Genomic DNA, 13529 nt, shown 5'->3' with positions numbered 1-13529 from the left:
TTGGACCCCCGCCTGCGCGGGGGCGACGACTCTTGGGTCAACGTAGTAGAGAAGCACAGCCGTACGACGAACATTCAAGAAGAGGTTTCAAGCACCAGATGGGCAGCACTCGCTGCAAGGGCATCAGACCCGCATAGACAATAGAGAAGGATGGAGACGCATGATCAAGACTATTCGCCCGTTGACACTGGCTGTATCGTTTGCATTGCTGTCGGCGTCGGCCCAGGCCGATACCGTGAAGATTGCCTTCATCGACCCTCTGTCCGGGCCCTTCGCGCCGGTCGGGCAAAACCAGCTCAAAAGCTTCCAGTTGATCGCCGATATGGCTTCCCAGCAAAAGTGGGCGGGCGAGCACAAGATCGAGGTGGTGGGCTTCGACAACAAGGCCAGCCCGCAGGAATCGCTCACCCAGCTCAAAGCCGTCATCGACCAGGGCTACCGCTACATCACCCAGGGCAGCGGCTCCGGCGTCGGCCTGGCCCTGCTGGACGCGATCAACAAGCACAACGAGCGCAATCCCGGCAAGGAAGTCGTGTACCTGAACTATGCGGCCATCGATCCAGACATGACCAACAGCAAGTGCAGCTTCTGGCACTTCCGCTTCGACGCCAACTCCGACATGAAAATGGAAGCCTTGACGTCCTATATGGCGCCCAACAAGGACATCAAGAGTGTCTACATCATCGGCCAGAACTACGCGTTCGGGCAGGCCGTCAGCCGCGCCGCCAAGGAATACCTGAAACGCAAGCGCCCGGACATCAAGATCGCCGGCGACGACCTGCACCCGATCGCCCAGGTCAAGGATTTCTCGCCCTACATCGCCAAGATCAAGGCTTCCGGCGCCGATACCGTCATCACCGGCAACTGGGGCGCCGACCTGGCCCTGCTGATCCGCGCCGCCAAGGATGCCGACCTCAAGGCCAATTTCTACACGTACTACGGCATTACCACGGGCGTGCCGACCGCCATGGGCGCGGCCGGCGCCGAGCACGTCAAGATCGTCGGCAACTGGATGGTCAACAACGACAAATTCCTCGGCAAGGATATCGTCGAAGCGTACAAGAAGAAATACAACGACGATTACTACGCCGCCCAGACCCACAGCGGCATCGGCATGCTGGCCCAGGCCATCAAGGCGGCCAAGAGCACCGACCCGGTCAAGGTGGCGTTTGCGATGGAAGGCGCCAAGTTCAACAGCATCAACGGCGAAGTCATCATGAACAAGGCCGACCACCAGCTGCAGCAACCACTGTTCATCGGCACCTGGACCAAGACCAACGGCAAGGATGTCAAATACGACCAGGAAAACACCGGCTACGGCTGGAAAATGGAAAAGAAGATCGACGCCTACCTGGCGAACCAGCCGACTTCCTGCCAGATGAAGCGGCCCGGGACCTAAGGCCACGACCGAGGGGCGCGCCGCCCGGCCACAAGCCGGCCGGCGCTGTCCGGGGCGCCCGGCGTAGGGGCGCCTGGCGTAGGGGTCCCTGGCGTAGCGGCGCCTGGCGTAGCGGCACCCTCACGCCGGGCGTCCCTACGCCGGGTGCCCGTGTCACGGCAACACTGTAGGGTGGGCGAGCCCGCTGCGGCACGCGTGTCCACCCCCTTCGTATTTCCGACCACGGTGGGCCGCGCACGCCCACCCAACCTGCGGACCTCTATGGAATTTACACTGTTCACCCTGCTGAACGGGATCAGTTACGGACTGCTGCTGTTCATGCTCTCGTCCGGCCTGACCCTCATCTTCAGCATGATGGGCGTGCTCAACTTTGCGCACGCCAGTTTCTACATGCTCGGCGCCTACATTGCCTACACCATCAGCAAGGTGCTCGGATTCTGGCCGGCGCTGGTGCTCGCGCCCATCGTTGTCGGCCTGATCGGCGCGCTGGTCGAGCGCTACGGCCTGCGGCCCTTGCATAAATACGGCCACATTCCCGAGCTGCTGTTCACCTTCGGCCTGTCCTACCTCGTGGTCGAGCTGGTCCAGCTGGTGTGGGGCCGGGCAGCGGTGCCGTATCCGATTCCCAAGGAGCTCGATGGACCGCTGTTCACCCTGTTCTCGACCAGCTTCCCGATTTATCGCGGCTTCATGATGCTGGTCGCGCTGTCGATGCTGGCCGCAATTTACCTGGTGCTCACGCGCACCCGGGTCGGGCTGGTGATCCAGGCGGCGCTGACCCATCCGGATGCGGTCGAGGCGCTCGGCCACAACGTGCCGCGCATCTTCATGTGGGTGTTCGGCGGCGGCTGCGCGTTGGCCGGGCTGGCGGGTGTGATTGGCGGTAACGCTTTCGTGACCGAGCCCGGCATGGCCGCCACGGTCGGCAGCATCATCTTCGTGGTGGTCGTGGTCGGCGGCATGGGCTCGCTGGCGGGCGCCTTTTTTGCCTCGCTCCTGATCGGCGTGCTGCAAACTTTTGCCGTCGCGCTCGATTATTCCTTGATGACGCTCCTGAACGGCATCGGCGCCAACATCACCATGGACACGCCCGGCTACGAGGTACTCAAGCTGACCATTTCGCAGAGCGCGGCCATCCTGCCGTTCCTGCTGCTGGTCCTGATTCTGATCTTCCGGCCCAAGGGCCTGATGGGGACGCGCGAATGAGGCTCACCTACACCCCGCTGAACCTTGGCCGCTACCTCGTGTGGGGCGGCTTCGCGCTGATCCTGGTGCTGGCCCCGCTGATCTTCAGCAAGGGCGCGGCGCTGTCGATCCTGTCGCAGATCGGCACCGTAATGATTTTCGGCCTGTCCTACAACATGCTGCTGGGGCAGGGCGGCATGCTGTCGTTCGGCCACGCCGTCTATTCCGGGCTGGGCGCCTTCTTCGCGATCCACGCGATGAACAGTACCGGCATCGGCGCGCTTGTGCCGACCTCGCTCATTCCCCTGGTGGGCGGCGTGGCCGGGATGGCTTTCGGCGTGCTGTTCGGCTACGTGACGACCAAGAAGTCCGGCACCACCTTCGCCATGATCACCTTGGGCCTGGTGGAACTGGTGTTTGCCAGCTCGCTGATGTTTCCGGGCTTTTTCGGCGGCGAGGGCGGCATCACCACCAACCGGGTGCGCGGCGTGGCCGTCATGGGCATCACCTACGGGCCGCAGGTGCAGGTGTACTACCTGATCGCCGCGTGGCTGTTCGCCAGCACGGTGGCCATGTTCGCCTTTACGCAAACGCCGCTCGGGCGCATGGCCAATGCCGTGCGCGACAATCCCGAAAGGGTCGAATTCATCGGCTACGACACGCAATGGGTGCGCTACCTGACCCTGATCCTGTCAGCCTTCTTCGCCGGTATTTCGGGCGGGCTGTCGGCGATCAACTTCGAGATCGTCAGCGCCGAGAACGTCAGCGCCATCCGTTCGGGCAGCATCTTGCTGTTCGTGTTCATCGGCGGGATCGGCTTTTTCTTCGGTCCCTTGCTCGGCACCATCGTCGGCGTTTTCTTTTCGGTGATGCTGTCGGACTTCACGCCGGCGTGGCAGCTGTATCTGGGCCTGTTCTTCGTTTTGCTGGTGCGCTATGCGCCGGCCGGGCTGGCCAGCCTGATCCTGATGCTGCTGCGGGTCGCCGGCGCGCGCAAGTTCGCGCGCATCTGGAAGCCGCTGCTGGCCGTGGGTGCCTGTGTGCTGGTCGCCCTGGCGGGCATGGTGATGGGCATCGAAATGCTCTACCACCTGACCCTCGATTCGGCCAACGGCAGCGTCATGACCCGTTTCGGGCAGGCGATCGACACCAAATCGGCCGCGCCGTGGCTGGTGGCCGGCGCCTTGCTGCTGGCGGGCATGGTGGGCTACCGGCGCTTCCAGCCGGGATATGTCGCAGTCTGGAGTGACGTCAATGCGGAAATCGTGGCACAACAGCGTGGAGGTGTCGCATGACGACGGCCGCACTTGAACTGAAAGACGTGCGCAAGAGTTTCGGCCGCTCCGAAATTATCCGCGGCGCCAGCCTGACCGTGCAAAAAGGCGAACGCCTGGCGGTGATCGGCCCGAATGGCGCCGGTAAATCGACCTTGTTCAATCTGGTGTCGGGCCGGTTCGGTATCACCTCGGGCGATATTTGCCTTAACGGGAACAGCATCAGCGGCTTGCGCCCGTTCGAGATCAACCGGCTCGGACTATCGCGCAGCTTCCAGATCAGTAATCTGTTCGAGAAGCTGTCCGTGTATGAAAACCTGCGCTGCGCGGTACTGTGGTCGCTCGGGTATAAATACTCGTTCTGGCAGCGTTTGAACGGGCTGCGTGACGCCCATGAGCGCGCGGAACAGGTATTGGAGCAGATCGGCATGCAGCGCCAGCGCAAGGTTCTTGCAGGCGTGCTGACCTATGCCGAACAGCGCGCGCTGGAAATCGGCATCACCATCGCCGGCGGGGCAGATGTGATTCTGCTCGACGAGCCCACCGCCGGGATGAGCCGTTCGGAATCGGATGCGGCGGTCGAATTGATCCGCAAGGTCACGGTCGGCAAATCGCTGGTGATGGTGGAGCACGATATGAGCGTGGTGTTCGGGCTGGCCGATAAGATCGCGGTGCTGGTGTACGGCGAGGTGATCGCCTGCGATACGCCGGCCAATATCCGTTCGAATGGCGCCGTGCAGGCGGCCTATCTGGGCCACGAAGGCAGCGAGGAAGCCGCATGAGCGCCATTCTGGAGATTAAGGAGCTGCATGCGTTTTACGGCAAGGGGCATATTCTGCACGGGGTCGATCTGCAGATCGGAAAAGGCGAGATTGTCAGCCTGCTGGGGCGCAATGGGGTAGGGCGCTCGACCCTGGTCAAGGCGGTGATGGGGCAGGTCAGTGCCACCGGGTCGGTGCTGTTCAAGGGGGAGGAAGTGCTGGGATTGAAAGCGTTCCAGATCGCGCACAAGGGGTTGGCGTATGTGCCGGAGAACCGGGATATTTTTCCGACCCTGACGGTGGAGCAGAACCTCATCCTGGGGCAGAAGAAGACGGGCGTGACCGGGCGCTGGGCGCTCGATGACATGTACAACATGTTTCCGCGCCTGCTGGAACGGCGCACGGTGGCGGCCGGGTTCTTGTCGGGCGGGGAGCAGCAGATGCTGACCTTGTGCCGCAGCCTGATGGGCGATCCGGACCTGATCATGATCGATGAGCCGACCGAGGGCCTGGCGCCGAAGATCGTGGCGCTGGTGGCTGAGTATTTATTGGCGCTCAAGGAGAAGGGGATTTCGGTGCTGCTGGTGGAGCAGAAACTGGCTATTGCGCTGGAGATTTCGCAGCGGGTGTATGTGATGGGGCACGGGGCGATTGTGTTCGAGGGGACGCCGCAGGAGTTGAGGGGGGATGCTGGGGTACGGAAGGAGTGGTTGGAGGTGTGAGTGGCGGCGAGACGTACTTGGATTCCCGCCTTCGCGGGAACGACGGATATTTCTACCATTGCCCCTGAGACCGTCGTTCCCGCGCAGGCGGGAACCCAAGTTCGTCGATCCGCCGTTAACCCCGAAAAACTCCTGACCACCCCTCACAAAAAATAATACGACCGTTCTATTATGATGTATAGTCGAAGACTGCTGAACCCACTAACAAAGGAAGAGACATGAGCGCCGAATACCTGGTCAATGGCAGCGTTGCCGTCATCACACTGAACAATCCACCAGTCAACGGACTGGGTCTTGAGACGCGTACCGCCGCGGTGGCCGGCATTCGCCGCGCGCTGGCGGACGACGCCGTCAAGGCGATCGTCATCACCGGCGCCGGCAAGGCGTTTTCCGGTGGCGCCGACATCAAGGAATTCAATTCGCCCAAGGCGCTCACGGAACCGACCCTGCACACGCTGATCCAGGTCGCCGAAAGCTCGACCAAGCCCGTCGTCGCCGCGATCCACACGGTCTGCATGGGCGGCGGTCTCGAACTGGCGCTCGGCTGCAACTACCGGGTCGCCATGCCGGGCGCCCAAATCGCGCTGCCGGAAGTCAAGCTCGGCCTGCTGCCGGGCGCTGGCGGCACGCAACGTCTGCCGCGCGTTGTCGGTCTGGAAATGGCCTTGAACATGATTGTCTCCGGCACTCCAGTGCCCTCGGAAAAATTCGCCGGCACCGCACTGTTCGATGAAGTATTCGCTTCCGACGCCAAGCTGATCGACTCGGCCGTGGCCTTCGCCAACAAGGTCGCCGACGTGCGTCCGCTGCCACGCGTGCGCGACCGCAAGGTGAACTACCCGAACCACGAAGCCTTCCTGCAATTTTCGCGCAACACCGTCAAAGCCATGTCCGGCGCGTTCCCGGCGCCAATGGAATGCGTCGAAACCGTGGCGGCCTCGGTCACCAAGAAGTTTGAAGACGGCATCAAGTTCGAGCGCGAGCGCTTCCTGCACCTGATCCAGACGCCGGAATCGAAGTCGCTGCGCCACGCCTTCTTCGCCGAGCGTCTCGCCAGCAAGATTCCGGACGTGCCAGCCGACACGCCGACCCGCGACATCAAGCAGGCCGCCATCATCGGCGCCGGCACCATGGGCGGCGGCATCGCCATGAACTTCGTCAATGCCGGCATTCCCGTCATTCTGCTCGAAACCAAGCAGGAAGCGCTGGACAAGGGCATCGCCACGATCCGCAAGAACTACGAAAACACGATGAAAAAGGGCAAGCTCACGCAAGAGAAGTTCGAACAGCGCGTCGGCCTCATCAGCGGTACGCTCAATTACGCCGACATCGCCCAGGCCGACATCGTGGTCGAAGCCGTGTTCGAGGACATGGGCGTGAAGGAATCGGTCTTCAAGCAGCTCGATTCGGTAATGAAGCCGGGAGCGATCCTGGCGTCGAACACCTCGACCCTGGACGTGAACAAGATCGCCGGCTTCACCAGCCGTCCGCAGGATGTGGTCGGTACCCACTTCTTCAGCCCGGCCAACGTGATGAAACTGCTGGAAATCGTGCGCGGCGCCAAGACGGGCAAGGACGTGCTGGCCACCACCCTGGCGCTGTCGAAAAAACTGCGCAAGACCGGCGTGGTGTCGGGCGTGTGCGACGGCTTCATCGGCAACCGCATGATCGAGCAGTACAGCCGCCAAGCCGGTTTCTTGCTGGAAGAAGGCTGCCTGCCGGAGCAGGTCGATAAAGCCGTCGAGAAATTCGGCTTTGCGATGGGGCCGTTCCGCATGGGCGACCTGGCCGGCAACGATATCGGCTGGTACATCCGCAAGCGCCGCTATGTCGAGTCGCCCGAGATCACCTACTCGAAAACCGCCGACCTGCTGTGCGAAATGGGCCGCTACGGCCAGAAAACCGGCGCCGGCTGGTACGACTACAAGGCCGGCGACCGCAAGGCCTATGCCTCGCAGGACGTCAACGACATGATCGTCAAGCACTCGGCCGATATCGGCGTCGAGCGCCGCAAGATCAGCGATGAAGAGATCGTCGAGCGCCTGGTCTATTCGCTGGTCAACGAAGGCGCGCGCATCCTGGAAGAGGGCATCGCCATGCGCGCTTCCGACATCGACATGGTCTACCTGACCGGCTACGGCTTCCCCGTGTTCCGCGGCGGTCCGATGTTCTATGCCGATACGGTCGGCCTGGCCAATGTGCTGATGGCGATGGAGAAATATGCCAAAGGCCGTCATGGCAACGCTTGGGCACCGGCCCCGCTGATGGTGCGACTGGCCGCCGAAGGCAAGGGCTTCAACAGCTAATCCAGCGATATCGCCACTGAAAAAGGCAGCCCCGGCATTCCGGGCGCTGCCTTTTTTATTGCCCACAAACGCTTGCATTGCCTCGCGTCGTCCATTATATTGGACAAATGAATACAATAAAAGACGATACAAGCGCTGCCATCGCCCGCCGGCTGCGCCTGGAGCGCGACGCGCGCGGCTGGTCGCTGGCTGATCTGGCAGCCCGTTCCGGCGTGGCCAAGGCCACCATCAGCAAGATCGAGCGCGAAGAGACCAGCCCCACGGCGGTCATCCTGGTACGGCTGGCCGGCGCCTTCGACCTTACCCTGGCCGGCCTGTTGCTGCGTGCGGAAGGGCACGACGATGCCAGCCGCGTCATGCGCGCGGCGCAGCAGCCCGTCTGGCGCGATCCGGATAGCGGCTATGTCCGCCGGCAAGTGTATGCGCGCCCCGATCATCCCGTGGAAATCGTGCAGGTCGACATGCCGCCCGGCCAAAGGGTGGTGTTGCCGGCCTCGTCGTACGCGCATATCCGCCAGGCGCTCTGGGTCCAGACGGGCTCGCTGACGGTGGTGGAGGGCGGCGAACAACACCGCCTGGAGGCTGGCGACTGTCTCGGCTTCGGGCCGCCGTCCGAGGTGACCATCGCCAATGAGGGCGCGGACACCTGCCGTTACCTGGTTGTTCTCGCAAGGAGTTGAGCATGCCCGACATCCACATTCGTCCGCTGGCGGGGGCGCCGGCACTCATCGACACCCTGGCGGGATTGCTGGCCGAGGTGGTCGCCCAGGGCGGCTCGGTCGGCTTCATGCATCCGTTGGCCCGCTCGGAAGCGCAGGCCTTCTGGGAACGCGCGCTGCAAGCGGCGGCCGATGGCCAGCGCATCGTGTTCGGCGCGTTTGAGGACGAGCAACTGGTGGCAACGGTCAGCCTGCTGCTCGACTGCCCGCCCAACCAGCCGCACCGCGCGGAAATCGCCAAGATGATGACCTTGCCGCGCTGCCGTGGGCGCGGCATCGCGGCGGCCCTGCTGCAGGCTGCCGAGGCTGCTGCCGTGGCACGCGGCAAGACGCTGCTGGTACTCGATACCGCCAGCGACGGCGGCGCTGCCGGGCTGTACGCGAAACATGGCTTCACCCTGGCCGGCGAGATTCCCGGCTATGCGCTCAAGCCCCATGGGGGCCTGACGGGCACCTTGCTGTACTGGAAGCGGATCGGGGCTCAGGACTGCGGTATCGGATACATATAGAAAAAGTCGTCGTCGCGTTCCCAGCCTTGTGCTTCATAAAGCGCTTGCGCTTTGGTATTTGTATTCGCGGTCGAGAGCGCAAGACGAATCGCCCCGGCTGTCCTGGCGAAATCGATGGAAGCGGAAAGAAGGCCGGCTCCGACACCCTTGCGACGTCCCGACTCGTGGATAAACAGATCATTGAGGATATAGATTCGTCCGAGCGAAACACTCGAAAAGCTCGGATACAGCTGCGCAAAGCCGATGGGATCGCTTCCTTCATGGGCAATGAAGAGGACGGACTCGGCGTGATCGATCCGCTCCGACAAAAACCTTTTCGCGGCCGCCACATCGCTCTCGCGACCGTAGAACTGGCGGTAGCCATCGAATAAAACTGACAAGGCGTCAAGATCGGCGAGTACGGCCTGACGGATACAAATAGTGCTCATGCGGGTCTCATCCATGAAAGTAAGTTCGGCACAGGTTGCCCTGCGTAAATTGAAAATGTATCATCAAATAAGCTTTTGCGTTGCCGCTGCCCTGGCGGCGGCATCAGTGTCAGCCTCCGGGCCGCGCTACGCGGCGTCAATGTCGTAAAACAGGAAGAGTACGATGGATGAAACGATCAAGAATGAGATTGTCGTGTTAGGCCGCAAGGCGCATGGCCTGACCGAATCTGCCTACCGCGGCCACGGATCGGTACGCGGTGATCCGGGCTGGACGGAGAAGCAGAGGATACTGCTTGCGGATATGGCTCTCCACTTGCTGCAAACGGCGCTCAAGGACGGCGAGCTTTCAGCCGATGAGCTGAAGCAAAATCTGTATGCCATCCTGACCGTATCTGAGCAATTCATCCCCGGTTGCGGTTTGAAAGCGACTGCCGACCAATTCTATGCCAGCTGAGATATGGCTTTCACCGGTGCACCTTGACCGTCATGCGCAGTACGCTCGTGTTTCTGGTGTGAGGCGGGATGACGGTTCGGTCTCGGTCAGGCGGCCTTGGGCAAACGCGCGGCCGCCCGGCCGGCATAGAAAGCGTCGCACAGTGCCGCCACCTGTTTCGGTGCCTCGACCATGGGTAGGTGGCCTATTCCTTCGAGCACCACTTTTTCGCTGTTGCGCAAACCGGAGTGAAGCGTCTGCGCATCGTCCACGTGCACGACCTTGTCTTGCGCGCCCCAGATGATGAGCGAAGGCGCGTCGATCACGCCCAGGACGCGGCGCTGGTCCAGGTCGGTTTCGATGTCGCGCGCGATGCGCAGGTTGATTTCTTCGCGGGCCATGTAGCTCCTGGCCAGCGCAGCGAGCAGGAAATCGGGAATATGCGGCGGCTTTTCCATGCCGATGCCGATCATCTTTTTATAATCAGCCGTGTTGTGGATCGCAACCATGGGATTGGTCCCGGCATCTGAAAACTGCTGGCGCAGCCAGCTTGACGACGTTTCCGCTCCGGCTGCGTCGATCAACACCAGGGAAGCAATGCTGCCGGGGGAATCGGCCGCCATCCGCAAGGCAACCGCGCCGCCCATCGAGTTGCCGATCAGGTGAGCGCGCCCGACCCCGAGCGCCGCAAGAAAGCCCAGCATGCGCCCGGCCTGCGACTGAACGTTGTAACACGACGCCGCTTGCGCGGGGCTCTCGCCGTGGCCGGGCAGGTCGGGAATCAGGATGGTCATACCGGTACGCATGGTTTTCGCCAGCCGCAGCCATGCCGACTTGTCGCTGGCGGCGCCATGCAGCATCACGATCGCCTCCGACAGGCCGGTGCCGCGCCGCAGATAGGCGATACGCCCGCCATCGACCGCCACCGCGGCCGCATCGAGCCGTGCCGATTTGCATTCCGCCGCCATCGCCATGCCGAGCAGGCGGTCGCCCAGGCGGGTTGTCCAGGAACTCATCGTTGTTGTTCTCCATACCGTAAAGTATGGGCAGCTTCACAGCAACCATTGGACTTGTCAAGACCATTCGGTATGATGACGCATGGACGATAAAAAGAACCGACAGAGCTGGCTTAGCGCCGGCTTGCAGGCACTGGCCGAGGATGGCCCCGAAGGTTTGCGCATCATGACGATTGCGCAAAAGATGGGGGTCACCAAGGGCAGTTTTTACTGGCATTTCAAGAATCTGGAAGACTACCAATCCGCGGTGATGGAAGAGTGGGAGCAGGTCCACACGCAGCGCGTGATGGACATTGTCGACCAGGAGGATATCGACGTCGGCAGCAAGCTGGCGAAGTTGTTCACCGGCGGCCCGCCGCACTTGTTCACCCTGGGCCGGGCGATTCGCGCGTGGTCCATGACCAATGAACAGGTCAGGGAAGTGCAGCAGCGGGTCGATCGCAAGCGGGTCGATTACGTCGCCAAGCTGTTGACCGATATCGGCTGGCCGGCGGACGAAGCGCCGGTGATCGCGCGCTGGAATTACTGCGCCTTCATCGGGCATGCCGCCATCGGCGCGCCGGAGATGAGCGAGGCCGAGATCCGCACGGTGGTGCAATTGCTCAAGCCGCCGGGTAAAAGCTAGGGGGCGCTAGACCAGCCATTCCTGCCCGACGGCAACGAGCAAGATGGACACGGCAAGCAATCCCCACAGCGGTGAGCGGGGAAAGGCGATGATCCCCACGGCGCCGGTCGCGCACCCGTACAGCCCGATCAGGCCGAGGGTCTTCAGGTCGGCGGCCGCGGCAGCCCGGACTGCAAGGTGACCGCACAGGGTGAGCGGGGCGCCGAAGGCGATGAACCAGAAGGCCAGCCGGCGCTCGTCATCGGTGCCGAAGCGACCGGCCAGGCCTTCGTGCCAGGCGGCTGTCAGCACGGCATGGAAGCGTGTCAGGCCGAACAGGATGTGGAGTATGCCGAGGGCCAACAGGGCGGCGGCGGCGACGTATTTCCAAGCAATGGTCACAGGGGGTTCCTTTAAGGTCAAACGCGCGGCAGAATGCCACACGTAACCATACTCTATGGTATGGTCGCAATGATGGCAGCTCTGGCGCGGCTCGTCAATACCCTGAGGTATGGTGCAATTGTTTGACATATCGTCGATCAGTGACATAATGTCAGCCATGACCATTAGCGAAAATGAACTGCTCCTGCGGGAGGGAAAGAAAATCGTCGAAGCCCTGGGACGCACCCTGGCGCCCTTGGTGGAAGTGGTGCTGCACGACCTCACGCGCCCGGCATCGTCCATCGTGGCGATCTCCAACAACCTGTCCGGGCGCGAGGTGGGCGATCCCACCACCGTCATTGGCCTCGCGCGCATCACCGATCCGGATTTTCCCGACATCCTGCAAAATTACCCGAATCAGTTCCCCGACGGGCGGCCTGCGAAAAGCACCTCGATCGGCCTGCGCAACAGCGAAGGCGACTATGTTGCCGCGCTGTGCCTGAATGTGGACGTGTCGATGCTCACCAGTGTCGCCGCCAGCCTGTCGCAGCTGGCGCAAACCCAGCCGGCGGACACGCCCATCCGCGAATCGCTCGCATCGCCCCGCCTGGACGAGCTGCGCGCCACCCTGGACCGCTTTGCCGCGCAACTGAACAAGACCCCGCACGCCCTGAGCCCGGCCCAGCGGCGCCAAGCCGTGCAGCAGCTCGCCGACCTCGGCCTGATGGACCTGAAAAACGCCCAGGCCGTCGTGGCGTCCATGCTCGGTGTCGCGCGGCCTACCGTTTACTCCTATCTTCCACAGAAAGATCCATCGCCATGATCGAGCTACCCATTTCCTTCGACGACGTCGCGCGCGCCCACGAACGCATTGCCGGGGCGGTCCATCGCACCCCGGTGCTCACATCCACGACCGCCAACGCCCGGACCGGCGCCCAGATATTCTTCAAATGCGAAAACCTGCAGCGTACCGGCGCCTTCAAGATGCGCGGCGCCTACAACGCGCTGGCCCAGTTCACGGCCGAACAGCGCGCCTGCGGCGTCGTCACGTTTTCGTCGGGTAATCACGCGCAAGGCATTGCGCTGGCCGCGGAACTGCTCGGCATCAAGGCGGTGATCGTCATGCCGCTTGACGCGCCGGCCATCAAGGTGGCAGCCACGCGCGGCTACGGCGCCGAGGTGGTGATGTACGACCGCTATGCCGAAGACCGCGAGGCAATCGGTAACGCGCTGGCGCTGGAGCGCGGCCTGACCCTGATTCCGCCTTACGACCATGTGCACGTGATGGCGGGGCAGGGCACCGCGGCCAAGGAATTGATCGAGGATGCCGGCCCGCTCGACGTGCTGCTGGTGCCACTGGGCGGCGGCGGCCTGCTGTCGGGCTGCGCGACCGCGGCCAGGGCCATGAACCCCGGCTGCCGCGTGTTCGGCGTGGAGCCGGAAGCGGGCAACGATGGCCAGCGCAGTTTCCGCAGCGGCGAGATCGTCCACATCGCCACCCCCGATACCATTGCCGACGGCGCCCAGACCCAGCACCTGGGCAAGCACACGTTTGCGGTGATCCGCGAGAGGGTCGACGATATCCTGACGGTATCCGATGCCGACCTGGTCGAGGCGATGCGGTTTTTCGCCGGGCACATGAAAATCACCGTGGAGCCGTCCGGTTGCCTGGGCGCGGCCGTTGCGCTCAGTCGCCGCATGGACTTCAAGGATCAGCGGGTTGGCGTGATTGTCTCGGGCGGAAATATCGACCTGCAGCGCATGGCGATGCTGATCCAGAAGGGAGCCTGAG

15 protein-coding genes are annotated in these 13529 nt (G+C 62.7%); 12 read left to right on the top strand and 3 right to left on the bottom strand.

The window, feature by feature from the left end:
- Window positions 1–163: 163 nt before the first annotated feature.
- The 8 genes from IV454_RS24510 to IV454_RS24475 all read left to right on the top strand — a co-directional run bounded on the left by IV454_RS24510 (window position 164) and on the right by IV454_RS24475 (window position 8875).
- Window positions 164–1399: a branched-chain amino acid ABC transporter substrate-binding protein gene (locus tag IV454_RS24510; RefSeq protein WP_370663796.1), complete on the top strand. Its 1236-nt coding sequence runs from the start codon at window positions 164–166 to the stop codon at window positions 1397–1399.
- 261 nt (window positions 1400–1660) lie between these two features.
- On the top strand, window positions 1661–2605 hold the full coding sequence (locus tag IV454_RS24505; RefSeq protein ID WP_206088259.1) for a branched-chain amino acid ABC transporter permease: 945 nt from the start codon (window positions 1661–1663) through the stop codon (window positions 2603–2605).
- Window positions 2602–3879 (top strand): branched-chain amino acid ABC transporter permease, encoded by a 1278-nt coding sequence (locus tag IV454_RS24500; RefSeq protein WP_206088258.1) that lies wholly within the window; start codon window positions 2602–2604, stop codon window positions 3877–3879. Before IV454_RS24505 ends, IV454_RS24500 begins: the two co-directional genes overlap by 4 nt.
- Window positions 3876–4640, top strand: a complete 765-nt coding sequence (locus tag IV454_RS24495) for an ABC transporter ATP-binding protein (protein WP_206088257.1) — start codon at window positions 3876–3878, stop codon at window positions 4638–4640. The genes IV454_RS24500 and IV454_RS24495 overlap by 4 nt, the downstream gene beginning before the upstream one ends.
- Window positions 4637–5341, top strand: coding sequence for an ABC transporter ATP-binding protein (locus IV454_RS24490; protein WP_206088256.1), 705 nt, complete (start codon window positions 4637–4639; stop codon window positions 5339–5341). The genes IV454_RS24495 and IV454_RS24490 overlap by 4 nt, the downstream gene beginning before the upstream one ends.
- Window positions 5342–5559: 218 nt before the next feature.
- Window positions 5560–7647, top strand: coding sequence for a 3-hydroxyacyl-CoA dehydrogenase NAD-binding domain-containing protein (locus tag IV454_RS24485; RefSeq protein ID WP_206088255.1), 2088 nt, complete (start codon window positions 5560–5562; stop codon window positions 7645–7647).
- A 107-nt stretch (window positions 7648–7754) separates the two neighbouring features.
- On the top strand, window positions 7755–8327 hold the full coding sequence (locus tag IV454_RS24480) for a helix-turn-helix domain-containing protein (protein WP_206088254.1): 573 nt from the start codon (window positions 7755–7757) through the stop codon (window positions 8325–8327).
- Between the two features lie 2 nt (window positions 8328–8329).
- Window positions 8330–8875: a GNAT family N-acetyltransferase gene (locus IV454_RS24475; protein ID WP_229521824.1), complete on the top strand. Its 546-nt coding sequence runs from the start codon at window positions 8330–8332 to the stop codon at window positions 8873–8875.
- Here the strand turns inward: IV454_RS24475 and IV454_RS24470 are convergent.
- Entirely contained in the window at window positions 8848–9303 is a 456-nt protein-coding gene (locus IV454_RS24470) for a GNAT family N-acetyltransferase (RefSeq protein WP_206088253.1), read from the bottom strand. The genes IV454_RS24475 and IV454_RS24470 overlap by 28 nt on opposite strands.
- A 163-nt stretch (window positions 9304–9466) precedes the next feature.
- Between IV454_RS24470 and IV454_RS24465 the strand changes: the two genes are divergently transcribed.
- Window positions 9467–9757 (top strand): hypothetical protein, encoded by a 291-nt coding sequence (locus IV454_RS24465; RefSeq protein ID WP_206088252.1) that lies wholly within the window; start codon window positions 9467–9469, stop codon window positions 9755–9757.
- Window positions 9758–9843: 86 nt separating this feature from the next.
- Here the strand turns inward: IV454_RS24465 and IV454_RS24460 are convergent, their stop codons facing one another.
- Entirely contained in the window at window positions 9844–10752 is a 909-nt protein-coding gene (locus IV454_RS24460; RefSeq protein WP_206088251.1) for an alpha/beta fold hydrolase, read from the bottom strand.
- Window positions 10753–10834: 82 nt separating this feature from the next.
- Here IV454_RS24460 and IV454_RS24455 point away from each other — a divergent pair, with 82 nt between their 5' ends.
- Window positions 10835–11377 carry a TetR/AcrR family transcriptional regulator gene (locus IV454_RS24455; RefSeq protein WP_054262535.1) on the top strand — a complete coding sequence of 181 codons (543 nt, stop codon included), beginning with the start codon at window positions 10835–10837 and terminating at the stop codon, window positions 11375–11377.
- Between the two features lie 6 nt (window positions 11378–11383).
- Here IV454_RS24455 and IV454_RS24450 read toward each other — a convergent pair whose 3' ends face one another.
- Window positions 11384–11905, bottom strand: coding sequence for a DUF6463 family protein (locus IV454_RS24450; RefSeq protein ID WP_206088250.1), 522 nt, complete (start codon window positions 11903–11905; stop codon window positions 11384–11386).
- 10 nt (window positions 11906–11915) lie between these two features.
- On the opposite strand from IV454_RS24450, the gene IV454_RS24445 reads away from it, so the two are divergent.
- Both IV454_RS24445 and IV454_RS24440 read left to right on the top strand, forming a co-directional pair.
- Window positions 11916–12560, top strand: coding sequence for a helix-turn-helix transcriptional regulator (locus tag IV454_RS24445; RefSeq protein WP_206088249.1), 645 nt, complete (start codon window positions 11916–11918; stop codon window positions 12558–12560).
- Window positions 12557–13528, top strand: coding sequence for a threo-3-hydroxy-L-aspartate ammonia-lyase (locus tag IV454_RS24440; protein ID WP_206088248.1), 972 nt, complete (start codon window positions 12557–12559; stop codon window positions 13526–13528). The genes IV454_RS24445 and IV454_RS24440 overlap by 4 nt, the downstream gene beginning before the upstream one ends.
- Window position 13529: the final 1 nt, after the last annotated feature.

The organism is Massilia antarctica, assembly GCF_015689335.1.
GTDB classification, from domain to species: Bacteria; Pseudomonadota; Gammaproteobacteria; order Burkholderiales; family Burkholderiaceae_D; genus Telluria_A; species Telluria_A antarctica.
This window is presented reverse-complemented; position numbering and strand designations above follow the sequence as displayed.

Excerpts from the sequence above, each read along its gene's own strand:
- IV454_RS24465 (WP_206088252.1), top strand. The coding sequence starts at position 9,467 with ATGGATGAAACGATCAAGAATGAGATTGTCGTGTTAGGCCGCAAGGCG.
- IV454_RS24490 (WP_206088256.1), top strand. The coding sequence starts at position 4,637 with ATGAGCGCCATTCTGGAGATTAAGGAGCTGCATGCGTTTTACGGCAAG.
- IV454_RS24455 (WP_054262535.1), top strand. The coding sequence starts at position 10,835 with ATGGACGATAAAAAGAACCGACAGAGCTGGCTTAGCGCCGGCTTGCAG.
- IV454_RS24460 (WP_206088251.1), bottom strand. The coding sequence starts at position 10,752 with ATGAGTTCCTGGACAACCCGCCTGGGCGACCGCCTGCTCGGCATGGCG.
- IV454_RS24485 (WP_206088255.1), top strand. The coding sequence starts at position 5,560 with ATGAGCGCCGAATACCTGGTCAATGGCAGCGTTGCCGTCATCACACTG.
- IV454_RS24440 (WP_206088248.1), top strand. The coding sequence starts at position 12,557 with ATGATCGAGCTACCCATTTCCTTCGACGACGTCGCGCGCGCCCACGAA.
- IV454_RS24445 (WP_206088249.1), top strand. The coding sequence starts at position 11,916 with ATGACCATTAGCGAAAATGAACTGCTCCTGCGGGAGGGAAAGAAAATC.
- IV454_RS24475 (WP_229521824.1), top strand. The coding sequence starts at position 8,330 with ATGCCCGACATCCACATTCGTCCGCTGGCGGGGGCGCCGGCACTCATC.
- IV454_RS24500 (WP_206088258.1), top strand. The coding sequence starts at position 2,602 with ATGAGGCTCACCTACACCCCGCTGAACCTTGGCCGCTACCTCGTGTGG.
- IV454_RS24470 (WP_206088253.1), bottom strand. The coding sequence starts at position 9,303 with ATGAGCACTATTTGTATCCGTCAGGCCGTACTCGCCGATCTTGACGCC.
- IV454_RS24450 (WP_206088250.1), bottom strand. The coding sequence starts at position 11,905 with ATGTCACTGATCGACGATATGTCAAACAATTGCACCATACCTCAGGGT.
- IV454_RS24495 (WP_206088257.1), top strand. The coding sequence starts at position 3,876 with ATGACGACGGCCGCACTTGAACTGAAAGACGTGCGCAAGAGTTTCGGC.
- IV454_RS24480 (WP_206088254.1), top strand. The coding sequence starts at position 7,755 with ATGAATACAATAAAAGACGATACAAGCGCTGCCATCGCCCGCCGGCTG.
- IV454_RS24505 (WP_206088259.1), top strand. The coding sequence starts at position 1,661 with ATGGAATTTACACTGTTCACCCTGCTGAACGGGATCAGTTACGGACTG.